Below are 16,928 nucleotides of genomic sequence, written 5' to 3'. Positions count from 1 at the left end.
ACATCTGACCGCGACACCTCCCGCAATTTTACTTACTAAAAATTGAGGGATCGGACGCATACTGATCGCGGAGGAGCCGCCACCCGCGGCGGCGAAACAGCGGATCACCAGCTTGGCCAGTTCGAGCGACGCGGTTTTGATGATCACCGACAGCCCTTTGGAGGCCTCGCCGCCGGCTGCCCGCTGGCCGGCGATCGCGCGGGTCGAACCGCTCAGCGCGTTGGGCACGATCGATCTCTCGCCCTATACGGCCATACTGGTCGACGCCGATCTCTCGAGCACCGCCACCATAGACCGTCTCAAAAAGAGCCTGCTCGCCCTTGAGCGCACTATTCCCCGCTATTTCCTGGTCGCCGAGGGCCGGCGCGTCGAAATCGTTCAGGCCAATGTGCTGGGCGCCCACGCCACCGAAACACGGCCGCTGACCGCCGATGGGCTCGAACGCCTGCTCTCGAGAACGGCGCGTCAGTCTCTTGAGGAAATGCTCGATAGCTCGAGCGCCGCCGTGGCGCAGGCCGCCTCACGGGCTTTGGGCACCGCCTTTGAAGCGCTGCGAACCAACACCGGCCTTGATTCGGCCAGCGTGGCGGAAGCCAGCGACACCATCGTTGACAGCGTCGGCACCGACGGGCTCGGCCAATGGCTCGACACCGTGCGCGCTCACCATCAGGGCACCTACCAGCACTGCCTGCTGGTCACTGGCGTTCTCACCAATTTCGCCCAGAAAGTGGGCATGAGCAGCGCCGATATCTCGAAACTCACCACCGCCGGCCTCCTCCACGACATCGGCAAGGCCACCATCCCCGTCGCCATTCTCGAAAAGCCCGGCAAGCTCACCCCCGCCGAATTCGCCCAGATCGCCCGCCATCCTCTCGAAGGTTACGACTACCTCAAGGCCCACGCCAATCTGAGCACCGATATTCTGGCCGCCGTCCGCAGCCACCACGAATATCTCGACGGCAGCGGCTACCCCGATGGCCTCGTGGCCTCCCAGATCGGCGATCTCACCCGCATCGTCACCATCTGCGACATCTATGGCGCGCTCAGCGAACGCCGCGCCTACAAGCCCGCCATGAGCCCGCCCCAAGCGCTGGCCATTCTCGAGGACATGTCCGCCGCCGGCAAACTCGAACCCGCCCTGGTCCGCGCCCTGCGCGGAGCGGTCGAAGCGCGCTAGAGCGCGTCCAGCAAAAGTGGAAACGGTTTTGCGGTTCGGACGCGCGACGAAACAACAACTTAGAGGATTTTCGCGATTCGAAGAAAAGCGGAAATACTCTAGGACCCGTTCGGCGCCGGCCGAACACCAGGATGGCAAGCGCGAACCGTTCTCGAGCGCCAGCGGTCCTTCCCTTTCCCAATCCACCACCGTCACCCCGGCCTTGAGCCGGGGCCCAGTACTCTCAGTGCCCGAGACAGAACCGCCACGCTGCCGCTTACTGGATCCCGGGTCTTCGCCCGGGATGACAACGCCGCGCGGGCAAAACTGGCCCGCTCTCGCCCTCAGCGAAAAAGCCCTCAGGCGCTCTTGTCGATCTGATGCGTCGCTTCGGCCTCCGCCCCAACGGGCGCATCGAGCCGCGCGATGGTCTTTTCGATCATCATCGCCCCGCGCTCCCGGGCGATCAGCGCCGCCGTGGCCTCAAGGCTCCCCGCCCCGATCCTGGCCATGCGGTGCAAAAGGATTTCTGGAGAATGCCGGATCAGCATGAACAGCCGCAGCTCAAGCCTGCTTGTCGACCCTGGTCCCCATCCCGGCAGGGGCCGGCGCCGGGGCGTTCTCGACAGCCTCGGTCAGCATGGAAATCATGCTCATTTCCATTTCGTGCTGCTTTTTGACCATCAGCATCTGGGCGGTCTGAACGGTCTGGGCCTGTTTCATGGCCACCGCCGTGGCGGCAATATCGCTCATCTTTGCCCATCCTTGTCGCTTCTGCGTTCGGGTCCAACTCTAGCGGGACACGCCTAAGAAACCCTTACCCCCGATTAACCATCGCCTGCCGACCAAACACACTGCCTGGCCGCCCCAATCCACCACCGTCACCCCGGCCTTGAGCCGGGGCCCAGTACACTCAGCACCTGAGAGAGAGTCACCACGCTGCCGCTTACTGGATCCCGGGTCTCCGCCCGGGATGACCGCGGAGAGCAGGTCAGCCTGGCGCCTTAATGGCCAGCCTGATGACACCACTCCCTACCCGCCCCACAGCGCAACCTCCCCCCGCTTGAACACCAGAACCAGCACCGCTCCGGCCACGACCCCGCCCAGATGCACCCACCAGGCCACCCCGTCATCGCCCCAGATAAAAACATAGAAAAGCTGTGTCGCGACCCACAGGCCCAGCACCGCCCAGGCCGGAAGCGCTAAAGGAAAGGTGATGATCAGCCGGTTGAGAACGAACACCCGCACCTTGGGATAAAGCACGAGATAGGCCCCGATGATCCCGGCCACCGCCCCCGATGCCCCGATCAGCGGCCCCATGGCATCGGGAAAAAGCCAAAGATGGCTCAGCCCGCTCAACACCCCGCAGGCAAGGTAAAAGACAAGATATTTCCAATGCCCCATGGCGTCTTCGACATTGTCGCCGAATACCCACAAGAACAGGAGGTTCGACAACAGGTGCAGCCAGTCGGCATGCAAAAACATATAGGTGAAAACCGTCGCCTGATCGGGCAGCCACGGCGCCGGGCCTTCGACCGCTCCGCTGACCACCGCCGGGATCATCCCATAGGTGATCTGGCCGAAATAGAGCCCGTCCTGCCCGCCCGCCCATTGCATGAGGAACACGGCGATATTGACCCCGATCAACCCGTAATTGACGAAGGGCCGCTCGATATGGGCGATCTTGTTGCTGTCATAGAGCGGCAGAAACATCGTCGTGGTCCCCTGTCTTAGAGCGTGCCCAGATAAAGTGGATACCACTTTATCGGTTCGGACACGCGACAAAACAAAGACTTAGAGCAATTGAAGCGATTCAAGGAAGCGCTGAAATGCTCTAACGCTCGGTGTGCCCGAGCGCTTCCCGACCACCCGATACCATTTTTGCCGCCGGAACGCGCGCCAAAACAAAAGCCCATGGCGCCGGCCCGTTCTCTCGGATCGGCGCCAAGGATAGCCATTCGTGCACCGGGCGAAAAGCCGCTCGTCCGCCCCGCTGCGGAAGGGCCGCTACTCGGCCGGCATCGGCCGGGCTGGTGAGGCGGTGCGCGCCGGCGCAAACACCGTGTAGCCAAAGATCAGCACCCCGGCGAACGTCACGAGCGAACCGCCCGCCACAAGAGGCTCAAAGCTGGCATTGCCCTGGAGCAGGAAATAAAGCCCCAGGACCATGACGGCCACACCCAGCGTATAGACGCCATAATGCACCATCGCCAGCCGCGTTGCCGCCTTGGCGGGGTTGAGCGCGTAATAGCCGCCGAACAGCGCGCTGGTCACCCAGCCGAGCAGGTTGAGATGGGCGTGGGCGCCGGTCACGTTGTGGACGCCCGATATGGACATCTGCAACCCCATGCCGATGCCGATAACGAGAAAGACGATACCGCTCTGGAAAAAAAGATGTGAGACCCTGGGCATTTTTCAAACCCTCATGGGCAAGCCCGACCTCCCCGTGAAGTCTCCGCCGCCCCAACGCGGATAATACGCCTCGAAAACGATCGCGAAAAGTGGAGAAATCGATGCTGACCGGGCGGTTGCGCCCGGTCCTGGAACGTGTCGGGCAAAACCATGTCCTCGACGCGATGTGGGATGGAAACGGTTTTGCGGTTCGGACGCGCAGCAAGGGTTTGGAGCCAGGGATTTCAGTCAGTCAGATCCAGAACGGCTCTAGGACGCAACCGCCGCCATGTTCCGGCCGTCCTGCTTGGCCTTGTAGAGATAGGCGTCCGCACGCCTGTAGGTGTCCAGGAACCCACTGTCCTGCCGGTGCAGATTGGCCGCCCCGATGCTCACCGTCACCGTCTGGTCGAGCCCGATCCCGCGCAGCGATTGCCCCGCCGCCTTGCGCAACCGTTCGGCCGCCAGCGCCACATCGCTGCCGCCGGCCGACGGCATGAGCACGCAGAACTCGTCACCGCCCGTTCGCACCAGATGGTCCGTCTCCCGGATATTGGCTCTTATGATGTCGGCGGTCGCCAGGATCACCTGGTCGCCCACCGTGTGCCCATGGGTGTCGTTGATGGCTTTGAACTTATCGAGATCGATGACCAGCAGGCCAAAGCTCTTGCCCGCCTTTTTGTAGTCCTCGAACATGGGGATGCCGTATGCGTTGAGCCAGCGCCGGTTGCGTGCCCCTGTCATGTCGTCGGTCAGCGCCACATCGGCCAGCCGGCCCACCTGCCGGTCGATGGTGGCCACCGCCCGCTGTACGTTGGTCATCAATAACCCGGCCTCATCGCCATAGCCTGTCGGCAGGTCGGGAAAATCGCCACGCTCGAGATAATCGGACAGCGCCAGCGACGAGCGCCGGATCGGCTCCATCATCGCCGCCATGGCCACAAAGGCCAGTCCCGTGCCCAAAAGCGTGGCCAGTGTCGCGATCGCCAGCACCGGCAGGCTCCCGCCCACCTCCGATCGCACCGCAAAAAACGCCAACAGCGAGAGCAGCGGGATATGGGTCGAAACAAAGCAGACAAGAAAGATCTTGCCCTGAAAGCTTGCCGGCCATTTCAGCGACGCCATATGCGAATAGAATTTCAAGGTCCGGCGTCCGTTCTCGTTGCCTGCTCGGGTTTTGCCCGGTCTATAGGGCAAGATCGTGATGTCGGCCATCCCCGCCGGGCGCATGGCAACCATTCAGCTTTTTTCGGTGCCCGTATTGCGCCCCGGCTCCCACAGGACGTCCTTGCTGCCATTGCCATTGGCCACCCGGCCCAGAACGAACAGCAGATCCGAGAGCCGGTTGAGATAACGGATCGCTTCGGGGTTGAGATCGGGCTCGGCCCGCCGCGTTGCAACGCACACCCGCTCGGCCCGCCGCGTTATGGTGCGCGCCAGATGCAGCGCCGCCGAAAGCGGTGTGCCGCCGGGCAGCACGAACGAGGTGAGTGGCTCGAGCACTTCGTTGAACGCATCGATCTGGCCCTCGAGCCATTCCACCTGCCGCGCCGTCACCCGCAGGGCCTTGTAGGAACGATCCTCGTCGGGACCGGGCGTTGCAAGATCGGACCCCAGATCGAACAGATCGTTCTGGACCCGCCCCAGCGCATGATCGACCCGCGCCATGTCCTTGGTGGAAAGCCGCGCCAGCCCGATCGCCGCATTGGCCTCGTCCACGGTGCCATAGGCCTCGACCCGCAGATCGTCCTTGCCCCGCCGCGGCCCGTCCACCAGCCCGGTCGTGCCGTCATCGCCGGTCTTTGTGTAGATCTTGTTGAGCTTGACCATCAGAAAATACCTGGGATGTCCAAGCGGGGTCAGGATGAGGCGAAAGCGGTAAACCGTGAGAACCGGAGCGGAGCGTATTTGAGATACGTGAGCACCGGAAGCGCAGCGGTTTGCCGTTTGCAGCCCATCCTCACCCTGCTCAGCGTTGAGGACCGAAGAAATACAATGCCGCCATCAAAAGCGCCACAGCAATAGCTTGCATGATGACGCGGGCCCGCATCAGCTTCTGGCTGGTGTTGCCCGACCCGCCCTTGAACATGTTGTAAAGCCCCATGCCCAAAATGACCGCCACCGCAGCGACGGCCAGAACGATCACGATGTTGAGGGAAGTTTGCATGGGATCGCTTTCAAAAAATGGATCGATACGCGTGTCTACGACACCGCATCGCTATCGGGTCATGCCCCATTTTGTCGCCCCGTTACACCCATCGCGGCAATCATTGCAAATGTTGTGGTCCCGAACACACAAGTCCATAGATTTTCGCGCCATTGTTTGGGCTAAAATTCAAAACGAAAACTGCGCCCTGATGTCCTCGGGCGCAATCCCCAGCGCCCGCAACCCGGCAAGGCTTTCCGACCCTTTGGACTTGGATAGCTTTTCCGCGTCCGCCCCGACAATCAACCGATGATGGGTATAGACCGGGCTCGGCAAATCCATAAGCTTTTGTAAAACAACGTGAATATCGGTCGAGGCATAAAGGTCCATTCCCCGGGTCACATGCGTTGTGCCTTGGATGGCATCGTCGACCACCACCGAAAGATGATAGCTGGTCGGGGTATCCTTGCGCACGATCACCACATCCCCCCACCGCCCGGGCTCGGCCGGCCGCTCGATCACCGCGCAAGAGGGGTCAGGCATCGCTTCGCGGATCACAAATTCCTTTTTTTCTTCAAGGGCTTGCCCCATATCCAGACGCCATTGCACCGGCACCCCGGACTCGAGTTTTTCCAGCCTTTCGCCCCCCGAAAGATGTCGGCAGGTCCCCGGATAGATCGGCGCCCCATCCGGATCGACCCGCCCATCGCTCGCCGCCCGGATCTCGGCCCGCGAACAGAAACACGGATAGAGCAAACCCTTGCTCCGCAAGGCATCCGCGGCCGCCAGATAGTCGGAAAAATGCTCCGACTGCCGCCGCACCGGCTCGGACCATTCAAGCCCAAGCCATTGTAAATCAACAAAAACCGCTTCGACAAATTCGGGTCGACACCGCGCGATATCGATGTCTTCGATCCGCAGCACAAACACCCCACCCGGCGCTCTGGCCCAATGTTGGGTATAGAGCGCCGAATAGGCATGCCCCAGATGCAACAGCCCGTTCGGGCTTGGCGCGAAGCGGAAAATAGTGCGAGATGGCAATGACATGACCGACAGAAAATCCTCTTTGAAAGCCCCTATCATGAGCGCCCTTGCCACTCCAGCCCGGCTCGACAGCGCCCAGGCGCTCGCCGCTCATCTCGAGGGATTAAGCCAGCGCGATCAACGCCTTGCCGCTGCCATAAGCCGGGCGGGCGAGATCACCCTGCGCACCTCGCCATCCGGCTTTGAGGGCATGGCCCGTATCGTTTGCGGCCAGCAGCTCTCGGTCGCTTCCGCCCGCGCCATCTGGGGCCGGGTCGAGGCGCTGGGCGCCATAACCCCGGACGCCTATCTCGGGTTCGACGAACAGACCCTGCGGAAAACCGGGCTTTCGCGGGGAAAATTCGAAACGATTCGCGGCGTCGCCCTCGCCATCACCGAGCAGGGATTGGACTTTTCCCAGGTCGATGTGATGGAGCCCGACGACGCCATCGAGACCCTCACCCGCCTCAAGGGCGTCGGCCCCTGGACTGCCGAGATTTATCTCCTGTTCTGCGCCGGCCACCCCGACATCTTTCCCGCCGGCGACCTTGCCCTGCAAAAGGCCGTCGAACACGCTTTCGATCTTCCCGCGCGCCCGCTGCCCAAGGACTTGATCCCCCTGGCCGCCCAATGGTCGCCGCACCGGGGCGCCGCCGCCCTGATGTTCTGGCGCTATTTCTCGGCCATGAAAAATTCCGACGCCTGGGACGCCCTATGATTCTCCCTCAATCCAAGGACCATCGATGACCGAACCCGTAAAGCTCTCCGGCCCCATGCTGCCCGCGGTTTCAGGAGCCGCGAAAAGTCTCGTCGTGCTCCTCCACGGCTATGGTTCGGATGGCCGTGACCTGATCGCACTCGGCCAGTTCTGGCGCGACAGTTTCCCCGATACGATGTTCGTCGCCCCCAACGCACCCCATGTCTGCGGCGGCAATCCGTTCGGCTATGAATGGTTTCCGCTTGATCTCGAACGCGACCGCACGCTGGCGCGGCTCACCGGCGCCGAGACCGCCCACCCGGTCCTTGAAACGTTCCTCGCCGACCTCTGGGCCCAGACAGGTCTTGGCCCCGCCGACACCGTCCTCGCCGGCTTTTCGCAAGGGGCCATGATGGCGCTCTATACCGGCCTGCGCCGTCCCGAAGCCCTCAAGGCCATCATCGCCTTTTCCGGCCTTCTCGTCGCGCCGGAAAAGCTCGATGCCGAAATCGCCTCCAAGCCTCCCGTGCTGCTTATCCATGGCGATATGGACGAGGTCGTTCCGGTCATCGGAAGCCAAACCGCACTGCCCAGACTCCTCGATCTCGGCATTGATGCAAAGCTCCATATTTCCCAAGGCTCGGGACACACCATTGCCCAGGACGGGCTCGATACGGCCACCGTCTTCCTACGCGAAATCCTCTAGCAGGTTGGATTCCCCGCAGCTTTTCAACAAAGTTCTTCACAGCTCTGTCACAAGAGGCGTAGAGTATAGCGATGGAATCGCCGGAGCGCTTCCGGCAGCGGTCAGAGCGCATTCAGGATTGGAAGCGTTGCGGGGAGGTTAAGTCCATGCCCCGGAGGATTTTGTGACAATCCACGTGTCACCTCAGGCCTGTCCCGCTCTTGTCCTGAACGCCGATTTCAGGCCGCTCAGCTATTATCCATTGTCCCTTTGGAACTGGCAGGACGCAATAAAGGCCGTTTGCCTGGACCGCGTTCATATTGTCTCCGAATACGACAAGGTGGTCCGAAGTCCGAGCTTCGAGATGCGCCTGCCGAGCGTCATTTCGCTCAAAGACTATGTCCAGCCCGCCAAATACCCCGCCTTTACCCGCTTCAACGTTTTCCTGCGAGATCGTTTCCAGTGCCAGTATTGCGGCTCGCGCCACGATCTGACCTTCGATCACGTCCTGCCGCGCTCAAAGGGTGGCCGCACGACCTGGGAAAACATCGTTGCCGCCTGCTCGCCCTGCAATTTGCGCAAGGCCAATCGCACCCCGCGCGAAATCGGCATGATCCCGCGCCAGAAGCCCTTCCAGCCCACAGTGCACGATCTGCACAATAACGGCCGGGCTTTCCCACCCAACTATCTCCACGATAGCTGGCTCGATTATCTCTATTGGGATATCGAACTCGAGCCGTAGGCCGGCTTACGCTTTGCGGCGCAACTGTCCAATGATGGCGAGTACCAGCAACACCACGATGGCTGCCGATATCAGTGCGTTAAACCCGGCCAGCGAGATGCCGGCCATCTCCCACTGAATGGCGTCGCACGGCACAATGCGCACATCGCTCATGTCCGAAAGCATATCGAGGCTGACAGCGTCGTCGCCGACCCCGGTACAGCTCTGCGGACCGGGCCACCAGCCCCATTCCACACCTGCGTGATAGCCCCCCACCCAGGCGCCCCAGGCAAACAAGCCGGCAACCACGCCCATCAGTCCCACCCGGAATGGCGTCGGAAGCTTTCTCCAAACGATCAGCGCCAGGGCCAGTAGCGGCAGGCCGATATAATAGGGCCAGCGCTGGGTCAGGCACAATTCGCACGGATAGAGCCCGCCGATGAACTGGAACGCCAACGCTCCGAGAATGGCGGCAAGCCCCAGAACGAATGCCGCGCCGGCCTTGACCCGATCCGATGCCGGTGAAAGTGGAGAAGTCTGCGACATGAGGCGAAAATCCTAGCTCAGATAGCGGATGGCGACGAACCCGCCGATCAACAATACGGTAAACACCATTGTGACCAGACCGAGCCGTTTTTCGATAAAATCGCGGATCGGTGGGCCGAAGAAATAGAGCAGCGTCGCCACGAGAAAGAACCGCGCACCGCGCGAGATAATCGAACCGAGAACGAAGACCGGAAGCGACAGCCCGGCAAAGCCGGACGCTATGGTAAACACCTTATAGGGAACCGGCGTGAACCCGGCGACAAAGACGATCAGCAACCCGTAATCGGCAAACCATTGCTGGAGCTGCTCGAACGCCGGTCCGTAGTGGTAGAAATCGATGATCGGCCGCGCCAGCGGCTCGAACAGGAACGCGCCGATCACATACCCGAATATCCCCCCCAGCACCGAGGCGATCGTGCAGATCGTGGCATTCCACCAAGCCGACTTGCGGTCTGCCACCACCATGGGGATCAGCATCACATCGGGCGGCAGCGGAAAAAACGAGCTTTCGGCGAAACTCACCCCGGCCAGGGCATAGGGAGCCTGTCGGCTCGCGGCCATTCTCATGGCCCAGTCATAAAGGCGGCGCAGCATATATAGTCGTCCCCAACTGGCGGGCGGGCCGGCAAGCCATGCTCCATCCGCACTAACTTTTCAATCACGATCACGCCGGATTTACGGCGCAGCCCGCGAGCACTTCACTATCCCTATCGGCAAAAGGTTCAAAAAGCGCCAAAGCGCTCTTATCGCACCGCGCGGGCCAGCGCGCTGATCGGTCGTTCCGGCATCAAAATCACAACGGAACGCAAAAAGGCCGGCCCGGGGCAATTGACGCGGCGCACTGTTTGCCTATAGTCCGCCGCGACAAATCTGCTGCGGGTGTGGTGGAATTGGTAGACGCGCTGGACTCAAAATCCAGTTCCGAAAGGAGTGCCGGTTCGATTCCGGCCACCCGCACCATTATCTTTGGCTTTATAGGCAGTCCGCTGGCGCCGCCTCAATCGCACCGGCGAACGCGAAAATTCCCTAGTGCCAGAAGGGCTTGAGACCAATCAAGCTGTCACGCGCCGCCTCAGCGCTTTCAAGCGTTTCGGTCGTGTCGGCGCCCGACAACACTCCTTCCGCCCCCTCGGTACCGTCCAATCCGTTGCTTGCCAGAAGATCCGGCGCCGCCGCAAGATCGTTGAGCGTGCCCAGCTTGTCCTGAACCGCCTGCAGCCCGTCGATGAATCGGCCATGTCGCTTGGCGGGCTTTTTGCCGGTATAGAGTCCGGCAAAAAACTCGGCTCCATAGCGCAGCTTCTTGGCCAGCTTGCGCACCTCGTGCCGATCCTCATCGCCGAGCCCAGCCAGCCCGTCGCTGCGCTTTTTGAACTTACTGAAAGCTTTCTCCAGCGCCTGAGCGGCAAATTCGCCGAGCACGCCTTCATGTGACCCATCGCCATCGTCTCGCCACGCTCCCACGGCGATCCACTCGGCGAGGTCCACCATCAACGCTCGGGCCCGCGCCGACCCCAGTATCGCCTCGAGCCCATCCTGGGCCTCTTCACGCAACCTACCGATGGCGATCCGCAACTCACTCGATTGCGCACGACCGTAGAGCACGTCGAGATCGCGCACATCGCCCAATTCCTGCGCCAGCCATTTGAGTTCGTCCCGAAAATGGACGTACCGCCCGTCCTCGACCGCCGGCTTGAACAGCGTGAGCGCCGAACGCAGCCGCCGCAGGCCCACTCGCGCCTGATGCAAAGCTTCGGGCGAACGCCGCCGCACCAGGATATCCTCGTTCAGCCGATATTGCCGCATGCACGCAGCGGCAATCACCGAAAACCCGTCCGAGACCTTCTGGTCGGCTGAAAGCGGTATGAACTCGGCCTTGACACTCTCGGCCACCGCGTCGAGCAACCGGTTGCCGCGTTCCGATTTGGTCATCACCCCGAGCCGCACACTGGCCAGCGCGTCCAGTTCCCGCGCCAGCTCGAACAGCACATGGGCCCCACCCGATTTCAGTTCGAGTTCGATCTCGCAGAAATCGCTTTGTCGGTCGTCGGCTACAACAATTGCGGTATCTATCGCGAGTTCAACGACGCCGTCTTGGCGCGCAATGTCGAGGCTCCGTCGCTCCACCTCGAGCGAAAACAGCGGCGCCAGCGCGTCCAGCGTTTGGGGTGGCAGCCCGGCCAACGGCGTATCCGAACCCGGTTCAGGCTGCTCGGACGGCACCGGCTTTTCCCACTCATTACGCGCGAACAGCCCCGCAGCCTTGCCTTGCGTGGCTTTCACGGTCTGGACGTATTGCGCCCCGTCAAAGCGCGTCCTCAGCGAGAGCCCCGCCATAGCCAGTGAGCGACCGGGTGTGTCGAAATAGACCGAGCGCAAATCCCGCCGCCCCAACTCTCCATGCACCTCCGCCCACTGGAGAACCGGCCCCGCAGCCCCGGGCGCGATCTGCAGCTTGAGTTCAATTTCCTTACCCATCGCAAAATCTGCCAGTTCAACAAAACTGCCCTACCCAATACGAAATGTATTTCGAGAGCAATCGAGGAACGGCGGAAGGGCTTTTGCATTAACCTTTTGTCCATCAAAGTTAACGCGCCCCAAGGATTGCGGCCATGCTGTCCATCGAACCGCTCAATCAAGCCGATATCCCTGTTACAGCCAGCCTGCATCGCGACAATCTGCGTCTTGGGCTTTTTCCCAAGCTCGGCCGGCATTTCCTTGGCCTCTATCAGCAAAGTTTCGCCAGTTCGCCCTATGGAATCGCGCTGGTGGCCCGCGACGAGGGCACTGTAGTGGGGGCCCTGTTCGGCACCACTTCGAATGCCGAACACTACCGCTGGGTTACCCGTAATTTCGGCTCGAAACTCGCGCTGGCTGGATGCAGTGCCATGCTCACCCGCCCTCAGGTCGCTCTCGATTTTGCCTGCACCCGCGCCGGACGTTACGCCAAGGGCATCGCCCGCCACGTGGGGCTCACCCCATCGGGTTCGAGCGGACCCAAAGCCACCTCGCGACCGGTTTCTGTGCTGAGCCATATCGTGACCGACGTCAATGCGCGCCGCCGCGGCGTTGGACGCCGGCTGATCCAGGGCTTCGCCAGCCACGCAACCTTGCTGGGAATCCATCGGGCTCTGTTGGTCACCGAGGAGGGTGGACTGGGCACACCGTTTTTTGAAAGACTGGGCTGCCGGCTGGTTGGACAGCATAAGAGCCAGGACGGCGCCACGCTGAGGGAATACAGGCTGATATTTGATGAGGAAGGCGCTTATGAGGATAGGGATGGCGGTCGGGTCGCTTACACTGTTGTGCGCGCTTATCCAAAACGGCTGGGCCCAGCTTCCACCCGTCCCCAACGCCCCTGATATCGTCAACCCGGCCACCCATCAGAACGGAGCCGAACCACTTTCCCAAAACGAGACCCATCCCAACGCCAAGCGTCTGGCGAGCCAGGTTGCGCTGGCGCTGACCACTTACTCCCAAACAGAAACCGCTGAACAGATCGCTCGACGGCTCGACTTCGCGGGTTCCGAAGCAAAGGAACTGGCGGCCACATTCCACATCCCCGGGGCGTGGTCGAAGGGACGGATCATCTATCCCCAGCTCGGTGGTCTGGGCGCCAACTCCGCCTCGGTCATGGTGGTCGTCGAACAGATGGTTGGCACATCCGAGGACATTCGGGTGTTCATACGAACCCTTGATGTCAGATTGGCGCTGTCCGATGGGATTTGGCGCTTTGCCGATCTCGCTTCCATCGGCGGCACGCTGATTACTGAGCCCGCCCCGCCCTCGCCTCAGGCTCTCGCAGTTCTCAACGATCCTCGGATCGAAATGCCGGATTCGGCCCGTTGGGACATTCTGTCAGGCAGTATTTCCCAGAACCTGCTCGCCGTCATGGCGCGCCTTGCCGAACGGTTCCCTTTCGGCGTGGTTACACTTTCGCAGGGCCATCCCTATGAGGTGTTCGGGACCGACCGGCAATCCGATCACACAAGGGGGCGGGCCGTCGATATATACAGGCTCGGCGACACTCTGGTCATCGACGGCAGAGCGGACGGATCGGCGGTCCATCAGACGGTGCAGTGGCTCTACCAGCAGCCCGAAATCCGTCAGATCGGCTCACCCTGGGCCCTTGACGGCGTCGGCGGCAAATCATTCACCGACGGGCTGCACCAGGACCATCTGCACATCGCAGTCGCACAATGAGCAAGGATCAGGCCCGCCGGCGCTCGGGCTGTATGGCGGCCCCATCTTGGGCGCGATCATAATGGATACGCGCCCGCGCCACTTGATCCTGATGTTCTGCCGCCCAGTCCCAAAGCGCCCCAATCGGCCCCGTCAGCGTACGACCCATTTCGGTCAACGTATATTCCACCCGGGGTGGAATTTCCGCATAGACGGTGCGCGTCACAAGCCCGTCACGTTCAAGATTGCGGAGGGTAAGCGTGAGCATGCGCTGGGATACCCCGTCAATGGCCCTACGCAGTTCGGAAAAGCGCATGGTGCCGCCCTTGAGCCTACCCACCACCATGACGCTCCACTTGTCGCCAATCCGGTTGAGTATATCGCCCATCGCCGTGCAAACCGTTGCTTCATCAGGCTCGATACCGGCCATTGCAGCATACCTCTGAGATTGAATTAGGTTACATATATTCCTCTTGGTTACCAATGGGAACCCTTGACCCAAAAGCCTTGCCCCGGCCAAATTGCCCAAAGAAGGCTTGCGGGCATTGTTTGGCCAAATTTGCCCTGTTATGGATCGGCCCGATGATTAACGAAACGGTAACGGAGTGAGCGCGGTGCAGTCTGTCCAGCGGTTGCTGTCCATTTGCGTCCTGGTTCTCGGCATCCTTGCTGCCACCCTGTCTTCAGCACTCGCGCTGCCGCAATTGCTCATAGATATGCGCACCAATGAGGTGCTGTACGAAAACGAGGCCGGCATTCCTTGGCATCCTGCCTCCCTGACCAAGCTGATGACAGCGCTTATCGCGTTCGAGGCCATCGAGACCGGACAGGCTTCGCTGTCCACGCCCGTCATAACCTCGGCAAACGCGCTTTCGGCGGCGCCCTCAAAGCTGGGCCTGCCCGAGGGGACCGCAATCACGCTCGAGGATGCGCTCTATATCCTGGTTGTAAAATCAGCCAATGACATCGCCGTCGCCATTGGCGAAACCATCGCTGGCAGCGAGCCAGCCTTCGTTGACATGATGAACGCCCGCGCAGCGATTATGGGGCTGACTGGCACCCATTTCGTCAATCCCCACGGCCTGCACGACCCAGCCCAGGTAACCACCGCGCGTGACATCGCCATGATCGCGCTGACCATCAGGGCGCGTTTCCCCCAGTATGATGCACTGTTTTCCACCCGCACCGTGGCGCTCGGCGATTCACGGTCGCAGTCCAACAACGAGCTTCTGACCGGCTTTTCCGGCACCGATGGGATGAAGACCGGCTATGTCTGCGCGTCCGGGCTCAATATAGTGGCCACCGTAACCCGCGGCGGGCGGCAATTGATGGCCATAACCTTGGGGGCCAGTTCTTCACGCGAACGTGGCGAGATGACCGCCCAGATGCTGTTTTCGGGCTTTGCCGGTGGCTATCGCGGCACGGGCCGCACCGTTAACGCCGTCGTCAACCAGCCCGGTCTTTTGCCCGTCGACATGCGCACTGATATCTGCGGCACCAATGCTTCGCAGTACACCGAGGAACGTGCCGAGATTTTTTCTGCCGGCCTTGATGGCCAGATTTCCTATCTCAACGACACCATAGTTCCGCCCACTCACACCATTGCAACGCTTGGCCGGCTGGCCGACGTGCCTCTGCCCCGCCCCCGACCGGGAATACCTGACATCGCAGCTGGAAGTCCTGCCAATCAGAACCTTTCGGCCGGCTTTGGCGATTCCTCGATCGTGTCACTGACGCCCAATCCCTGAGGCTTCACCCCGCAATTGGGGACTTGATCACAGTAAACCGGACGGCTTTACCCTCGTCGCGCGTATCGAGTGCGTGTCCCTCCTGATGGCAATAGAGGGCGATATCGATCCGCGCGATGGGATCGGTCGCCAGCACCACAATCGTCTCGCCCGCTTTGGCGCGCGCCAGCGCCTTTTCGAGCTTGAGGACGGGCAGCGGACATTTGAGTCCACGCGCATCGACAACAGTATCGCCCATATCTTTATTCACCGAGAAACGAGTACACGGGCAAAGCGGCTACACCCCAAGAACCCGTCAATTACAAACGTCAATGTTTATTAAGGATTAATACTGTAAGGTATTTCCCTCTTGGGGGAGCATTGCGATGACACAGGTGAAACGGGCCGACGCCCGCACGAGCCGGCCCCGGTTGGATGACCGCCTTCGGCTTATGACCAATATGCCGGGACGATACCACCTCGAAAAGTGGCCCAGCACAAATGATAAGAAATCCTATTTCGCTTGTCGCGTGCAACGGATTTCACCAATGACCATGTCCGTTGCCGCCCCGATCGGCGGCGATGTGGGGGATTGGGTGACGGCCCATTTCGAGGAGTTCGGTGTGCTGCGCGGCCAGATCGCCCGCCCCATGGGCTTTGGCTTTACAATGTCGCTCGATATGACCGATGAGGAACGCGAGCGCCTCGCCTCGCACGTCCAATGGCTTGAGCAGCACAAGAATTACGAGGTTTCCGAGAACCGCCGCTACCGGCGCGTCACGCCCAAGGACCCCCAGTCAACCATCATTCTGGCCGATGGAACGATGATCGATTGTTTCGTGATCGATATTTCGATGACCGGAGCCGCCATCTCTGCCGATCTCGGTGTCGAAATCGGTATGCCGATGGCGCTGGGTACCGTGGTCGGGCGCGTCGTGCGCATGCTCGACCCCGGCTTTGCCATCGAATTTCTGACCCGCGTCGATTACGACAGTCTCGAGCACAAACTCATCTGTCCCCGCGCCGAACTGCGCAAGCGCCTGCTGGAAGAGGCTTAGCCCCTACCGAGCCAACAGCATCACCCAATGCGCGCCGTAGGCCGAATTCGGCTCGTACACGGCAGCGAACCCGGCGCGCCGCGCATCGCCCTGCGCCAGAACATCGGCATCGGCTGGACTGTTGCGCCACCCCGAAAACGTCTCGGCAAAATTGGTATAGCCCGCAGAAAGCCGCATATTGGTTGTGCCTGCCGGACGAGTTGGCGGGTTACCCGTGCTCGCATATTGCGCTGCAACACTCTGAGCCTGCGCATCGAGTGCCGGATCGGCGCTCAGCGGCGCGGCCCCGCGCACCGCGCGGTACTGGTTGATGATCCCCAGCGCCGCCTGCCGATCCATCTGAGCGCCCGGCACATTGATCTGACCGACAAGGCCCGGCGCCAGCCCACCACCTGTCGAAGACGGCGCCCCTGAGCAGGCGGCAAGCCCGCCGACGCAGAAAAGGGCAAGCGCAATCGCGCTCAGTCGGGTAGGGGCGAGCTCAAGGGTCATAGGTTCGGCCTCTCGGGTCTGGTCCAATAAAATATCTTGACGCCCTAAAAGCGCAACAAAGCCGCGAAATTGCGGCGCTTCCCTTACCGCGTCGTTAACCGTGC

22 protein-coding genes and 1 tRNA gene are annotated in these 16,928 nt (G+C 61.3%); 9 read left to right on the top strand and 14 right to left on the bottom strand.

The genetic code is table 11. The features are described from left to right. Window positions 1-139 precede the first annotated feature (139 nt). On the top strand, window positions 140-1,177 hold the full coding sequence (locus AACZ55_RS04850) for an HD domain-containing phosphohydrolase (RefSeq protein WP_339643702.1): 1,038 nt from the start codon (window positions 140-142) through the stop codon (window positions 1,175-1,177). Between the two features lie 338 nt (window positions 1,178-1,515). Here AACZ55_RS04850 and AACZ55_RS04845 read toward each other — a convergent pair whose 3' ends face one another. The 8 genes from AACZ55_RS04845 to gluQRS all read right to left on the bottom strand — a co-directional run bounded on the left by AACZ55_RS04845 (window position 1,516) and on the right by gluQRS (window position 6,740). Next, window positions 1,516-1,707: a hypothetical protein gene (locus AACZ55_RS04845; RefSeq protein ID WP_339643699.1), complete on the bottom strand. Its 192-nt coding sequence runs from the start codon at window positions 1,705-1,707 to the stop codon at window positions 1,516-1,518. 13 nt (window positions 1,708-1,720) lie between these two features. After that, complete coding sequence (locus AACZ55_RS04840) at window positions 1,721-1,909, bottom strand: YjfB family protein (protein WP_339643696.1); 189 nt, start codon at window positions 1,907-1,909, stop codon at window positions 1,721-1,723. A gap of 279 nt (window positions 1,910-2,188) precedes the next feature. Beyond that, window positions 2,189-2,869 (bottom strand): rhomboid family intramembrane serine protease, encoded by a 681-nt coding sequence (locus AACZ55_RS04835; protein ID WP_339643693.1) that lies wholly within the window; start codon window positions 2,867-2,869, stop codon window positions 2,189-2,191. A gap of 294 nt (window positions 2,870-3,163) precedes the next feature. Next, window positions 3,164-3,568 carry a hypothetical protein gene (locus AACZ55_RS04830; protein ID WP_339643690.1) on the bottom strand — a complete coding sequence of 135 codons (405 nt, stop codon included), beginning with the start codon at window positions 3,566-3,568 and terminating at the stop codon, window positions 3,164-3,166. Window positions 3,569-3,817: 249 nt separating this feature from the next. After that, complete coding sequence (locus AACZ55_RS04825) at window positions 3,818-4,690, bottom strand: GGDEF domain-containing protein (protein WP_339643687.1); 873 nt, start codon at window positions 4,688-4,690, stop codon at window positions 3,818-3,820. Between the two features lie 96 nt (window positions 4,691-4,786). Beyond that, window positions 4,787-5,377, bottom strand: coding sequence for a cob(I)yrinic acid a,c-diamide adenosyltransferase (locus AACZ55_RS04820; RefSeq protein WP_338608968.1), 591 nt, complete (start codon window positions 5,375-5,377; stop codon window positions 4,787-4,789). Window positions 5,378-5,516: 139 nt separating this feature from the next. Beyond that, complete coding sequence (locus AACZ55_RS04815; RefSeq protein ID WP_338608966.1) at window positions 5,517-5,714, bottom strand: twin transmembrane helix small protein; 198 nt, start codon at window positions 5,712-5,714, stop codon at window positions 5,517-5,519. Between the two features lie 168 nt (window positions 5,715-5,882). Beyond that, a complete protein-coding gene (gene gluQRS, locus AACZ55_RS04810) occupies window positions 5,883-6,740 on the bottom strand; it encodes a tRNA glutamyl-Q(34) synthetase GluQRS (RefSeq protein ID WP_339643683.1) in 858 nt (285 codons plus the stop codon). A 34-nt stretch (window positions 6,741-6,774) separates the two neighbouring features. Between gluQRS and AACZ55_RS04805 the strand changes: the two genes are divergently transcribed. From AACZ55_RS04805 to AACZ55_RS04795, 3 genes are all read left to right on the top strand, one after another. Then, window positions 6,775-7,434, top strand: a complete 660-nt coding sequence (locus tag AACZ55_RS04805) for a DNA-3-methyladenine glycosylase (protein WP_339643680.1) — start codon at window positions 6,775-6,777, stop codon at window positions 7,432-7,434. A 25-nt stretch (window positions 7,435-7,459) separates the two neighbouring features. Then, entirely contained in the window at window positions 7,460-8,119 is a 660-nt protein-coding gene (locus AACZ55_RS04800) for a prolyl oligopeptidase family serine peptidase (protein WP_339643677.1), read from the top strand. Between the two features lie 163 nt (window positions 8,120-8,282). Then, window positions 8,283-8,840: an HNH endonuclease gene (locus AACZ55_RS04795; RefSeq protein WP_338608960.1), complete on the top strand. Its 558-nt coding sequence runs from the start codon at window positions 8,283-8,285 to the stop codon at window positions 8,838-8,840. Between the two features lie 6 nt (window positions 8,841-8,846). Here AACZ55_RS04795 and AACZ55_RS04790 read toward each other — a convergent pair whose 3' ends face one another. Next, the gene (locus AACZ55_RS04790) at window positions 8,847-9,365 is read right to left on the bottom strand and encodes a disulfide bond formation protein B (RefSeq protein ID WP_339643675.1); all 519 of its coding nucleotides are present in this window, start codon (window positions 9,363-9,365) and stop codon (window positions 8,847-8,849) included. Window positions 9,366-9,377: 12 nt separating this feature from the next. Next, the gene (locus AACZ55_RS04785) at window positions 9,378-9,959 is read right to left on the bottom strand and encodes a YqaA family protein (protein ID WP_339643673.1); all 582 of its coding nucleotides are present in this window, start codon (window positions 9,957-9,959) and stop codon (window positions 9,378-9,380) included. Between the two features lie 281 nt (window positions 9,960-10,240). On the opposite strand from AACZ55_RS04785, the gene AACZ55_RS04780 reads away from it, so the two are divergent. Next, window positions 10,241-10,325, top strand: a tRNA-Leu gene (locus AACZ55_RS04780). Between the two features lie 66 nt (window positions 10,326-10,391). On the opposite strand, the gene AACZ55_RS04775 is transcribed toward AACZ55_RS04780, so the two are convergent. Beyond that, window positions 10,392-11,843: a CHAD domain-containing protein gene (locus AACZ55_RS04775; protein ID WP_339643670.1), complete on the bottom strand. Its 1,452-nt coding sequence runs from the start codon at window positions 11,841-11,843 to the stop codon at window positions 10,392-10,394. A 134-nt stretch (window positions 11,844-11,977) separates the two neighbouring features. Between AACZ55_RS04775 and AACZ55_RS04770 the strand changes: the two genes are divergently transcribed. Both AACZ55_RS04770 and AACZ55_RS04765 read left to right on the top strand, forming a co-directional pair. Further along, window positions 11,978-12,727: a GNAT family N-acetyltransferase gene (locus tag AACZ55_RS04770; RefSeq protein ID WP_339643667.1), complete on the top strand. Its 750-nt coding sequence runs from the start codon at window positions 11,978-11,980 to the stop codon at window positions 12,725-12,727. Then, window positions 12,645-13,568: a hypothetical protein gene (locus tag AACZ55_RS04765; RefSeq protein WP_339643664.1), complete on the top strand. Its 924-nt coding sequence runs from the start codon at window positions 12,645-12,647 to the stop codon at window positions 13,566-13,568. The genes AACZ55_RS04770 and AACZ55_RS04765 overlap by 83 nt, the downstream gene beginning before the upstream one ends. Before the next feature lie 7 nt (window positions 13,569-13,575). Here AACZ55_RS04765 and AACZ55_RS04760 read toward each other — a convergent pair whose 3' ends face one another. Then, complete coding sequence (locus AACZ55_RS04760) at window positions 13,576-13,977, bottom strand: helix-turn-helix domain-containing protein (RefSeq protein ID WP_339643661.1); 402 nt, start codon at window positions 13,975-13,977, stop codon at window positions 13,576-13,578. A 184-nt stretch (window positions 13,978-14,161) separates the two neighbouring features. Here AACZ55_RS04760 and AACZ55_RS04755 point away from each other — a divergent pair, with 184 nt between their 5' ends. Then, a complete protein-coding gene (locus tag AACZ55_RS04755) occupies window positions 14,162-15,295 on the top strand; it encodes a D-alanyl-D-alanine carboxypeptidase family protein (RefSeq protein ID WP_339643658.1) in 1,134 nt (377 codons plus the stop codon). Window positions 15,296-15,299: 4 nt separating this feature from the next. On the opposite strand, the gene AACZ55_RS04750 is transcribed toward AACZ55_RS04755, so the two are convergent. Beyond that, entirely contained in the window at window positions 15,300-15,533 is a 234-nt protein-coding gene (locus tag AACZ55_RS04750) for a sulfurtransferase TusA family protein (protein ID WP_339643655.1), read from the bottom strand. Between the two features lie 289 nt (window positions 15,534-15,822). On the opposite strand from AACZ55_RS04750, the gene AACZ55_RS04745 reads away from it, so the two are divergent. Beyond that, on the top strand, window positions 15,823-16,332 hold the full coding sequence (locus AACZ55_RS04745; RefSeq protein WP_338608947.1) for a PilZ domain-containing protein: 510 nt from the start codon (window positions 15,823-15,825) through the stop codon (window positions 16,330-16,332). A gap of 3 nt (window positions 16,333-16,335) precedes the next feature. Here the strand turns inward: AACZ55_RS04745 and AACZ55_RS04740 are convergent, their stop codons facing one another. Further along, window positions 16,336-16,824 carry a CAP domain-containing protein gene (locus AACZ55_RS04740; protein ID WP_339643652.1) on the bottom strand — a complete coding sequence of 163 codons (489 nt, stop codon included), beginning with the start codon at window positions 16,822-16,824 and terminating at the stop codon, window positions 16,336-16,338. Between the last annotated feature and the right edge of the window lie 104 nt (window positions 16,825-16,928).

The sequence above is a fragment of the uncultured Pelagibacterium sp. genome, from assembly GCF_963972885.1.
GTDB lineage: Bacteria > Pseudomonadota > Alphaproteobacteria > Rhizobiales > Devosiaceae > Pelagibacterium > Pelagibacterium nitratireducens.
This window is presented reverse-complemented; position numbering and strand designations above follow the sequence as displayed.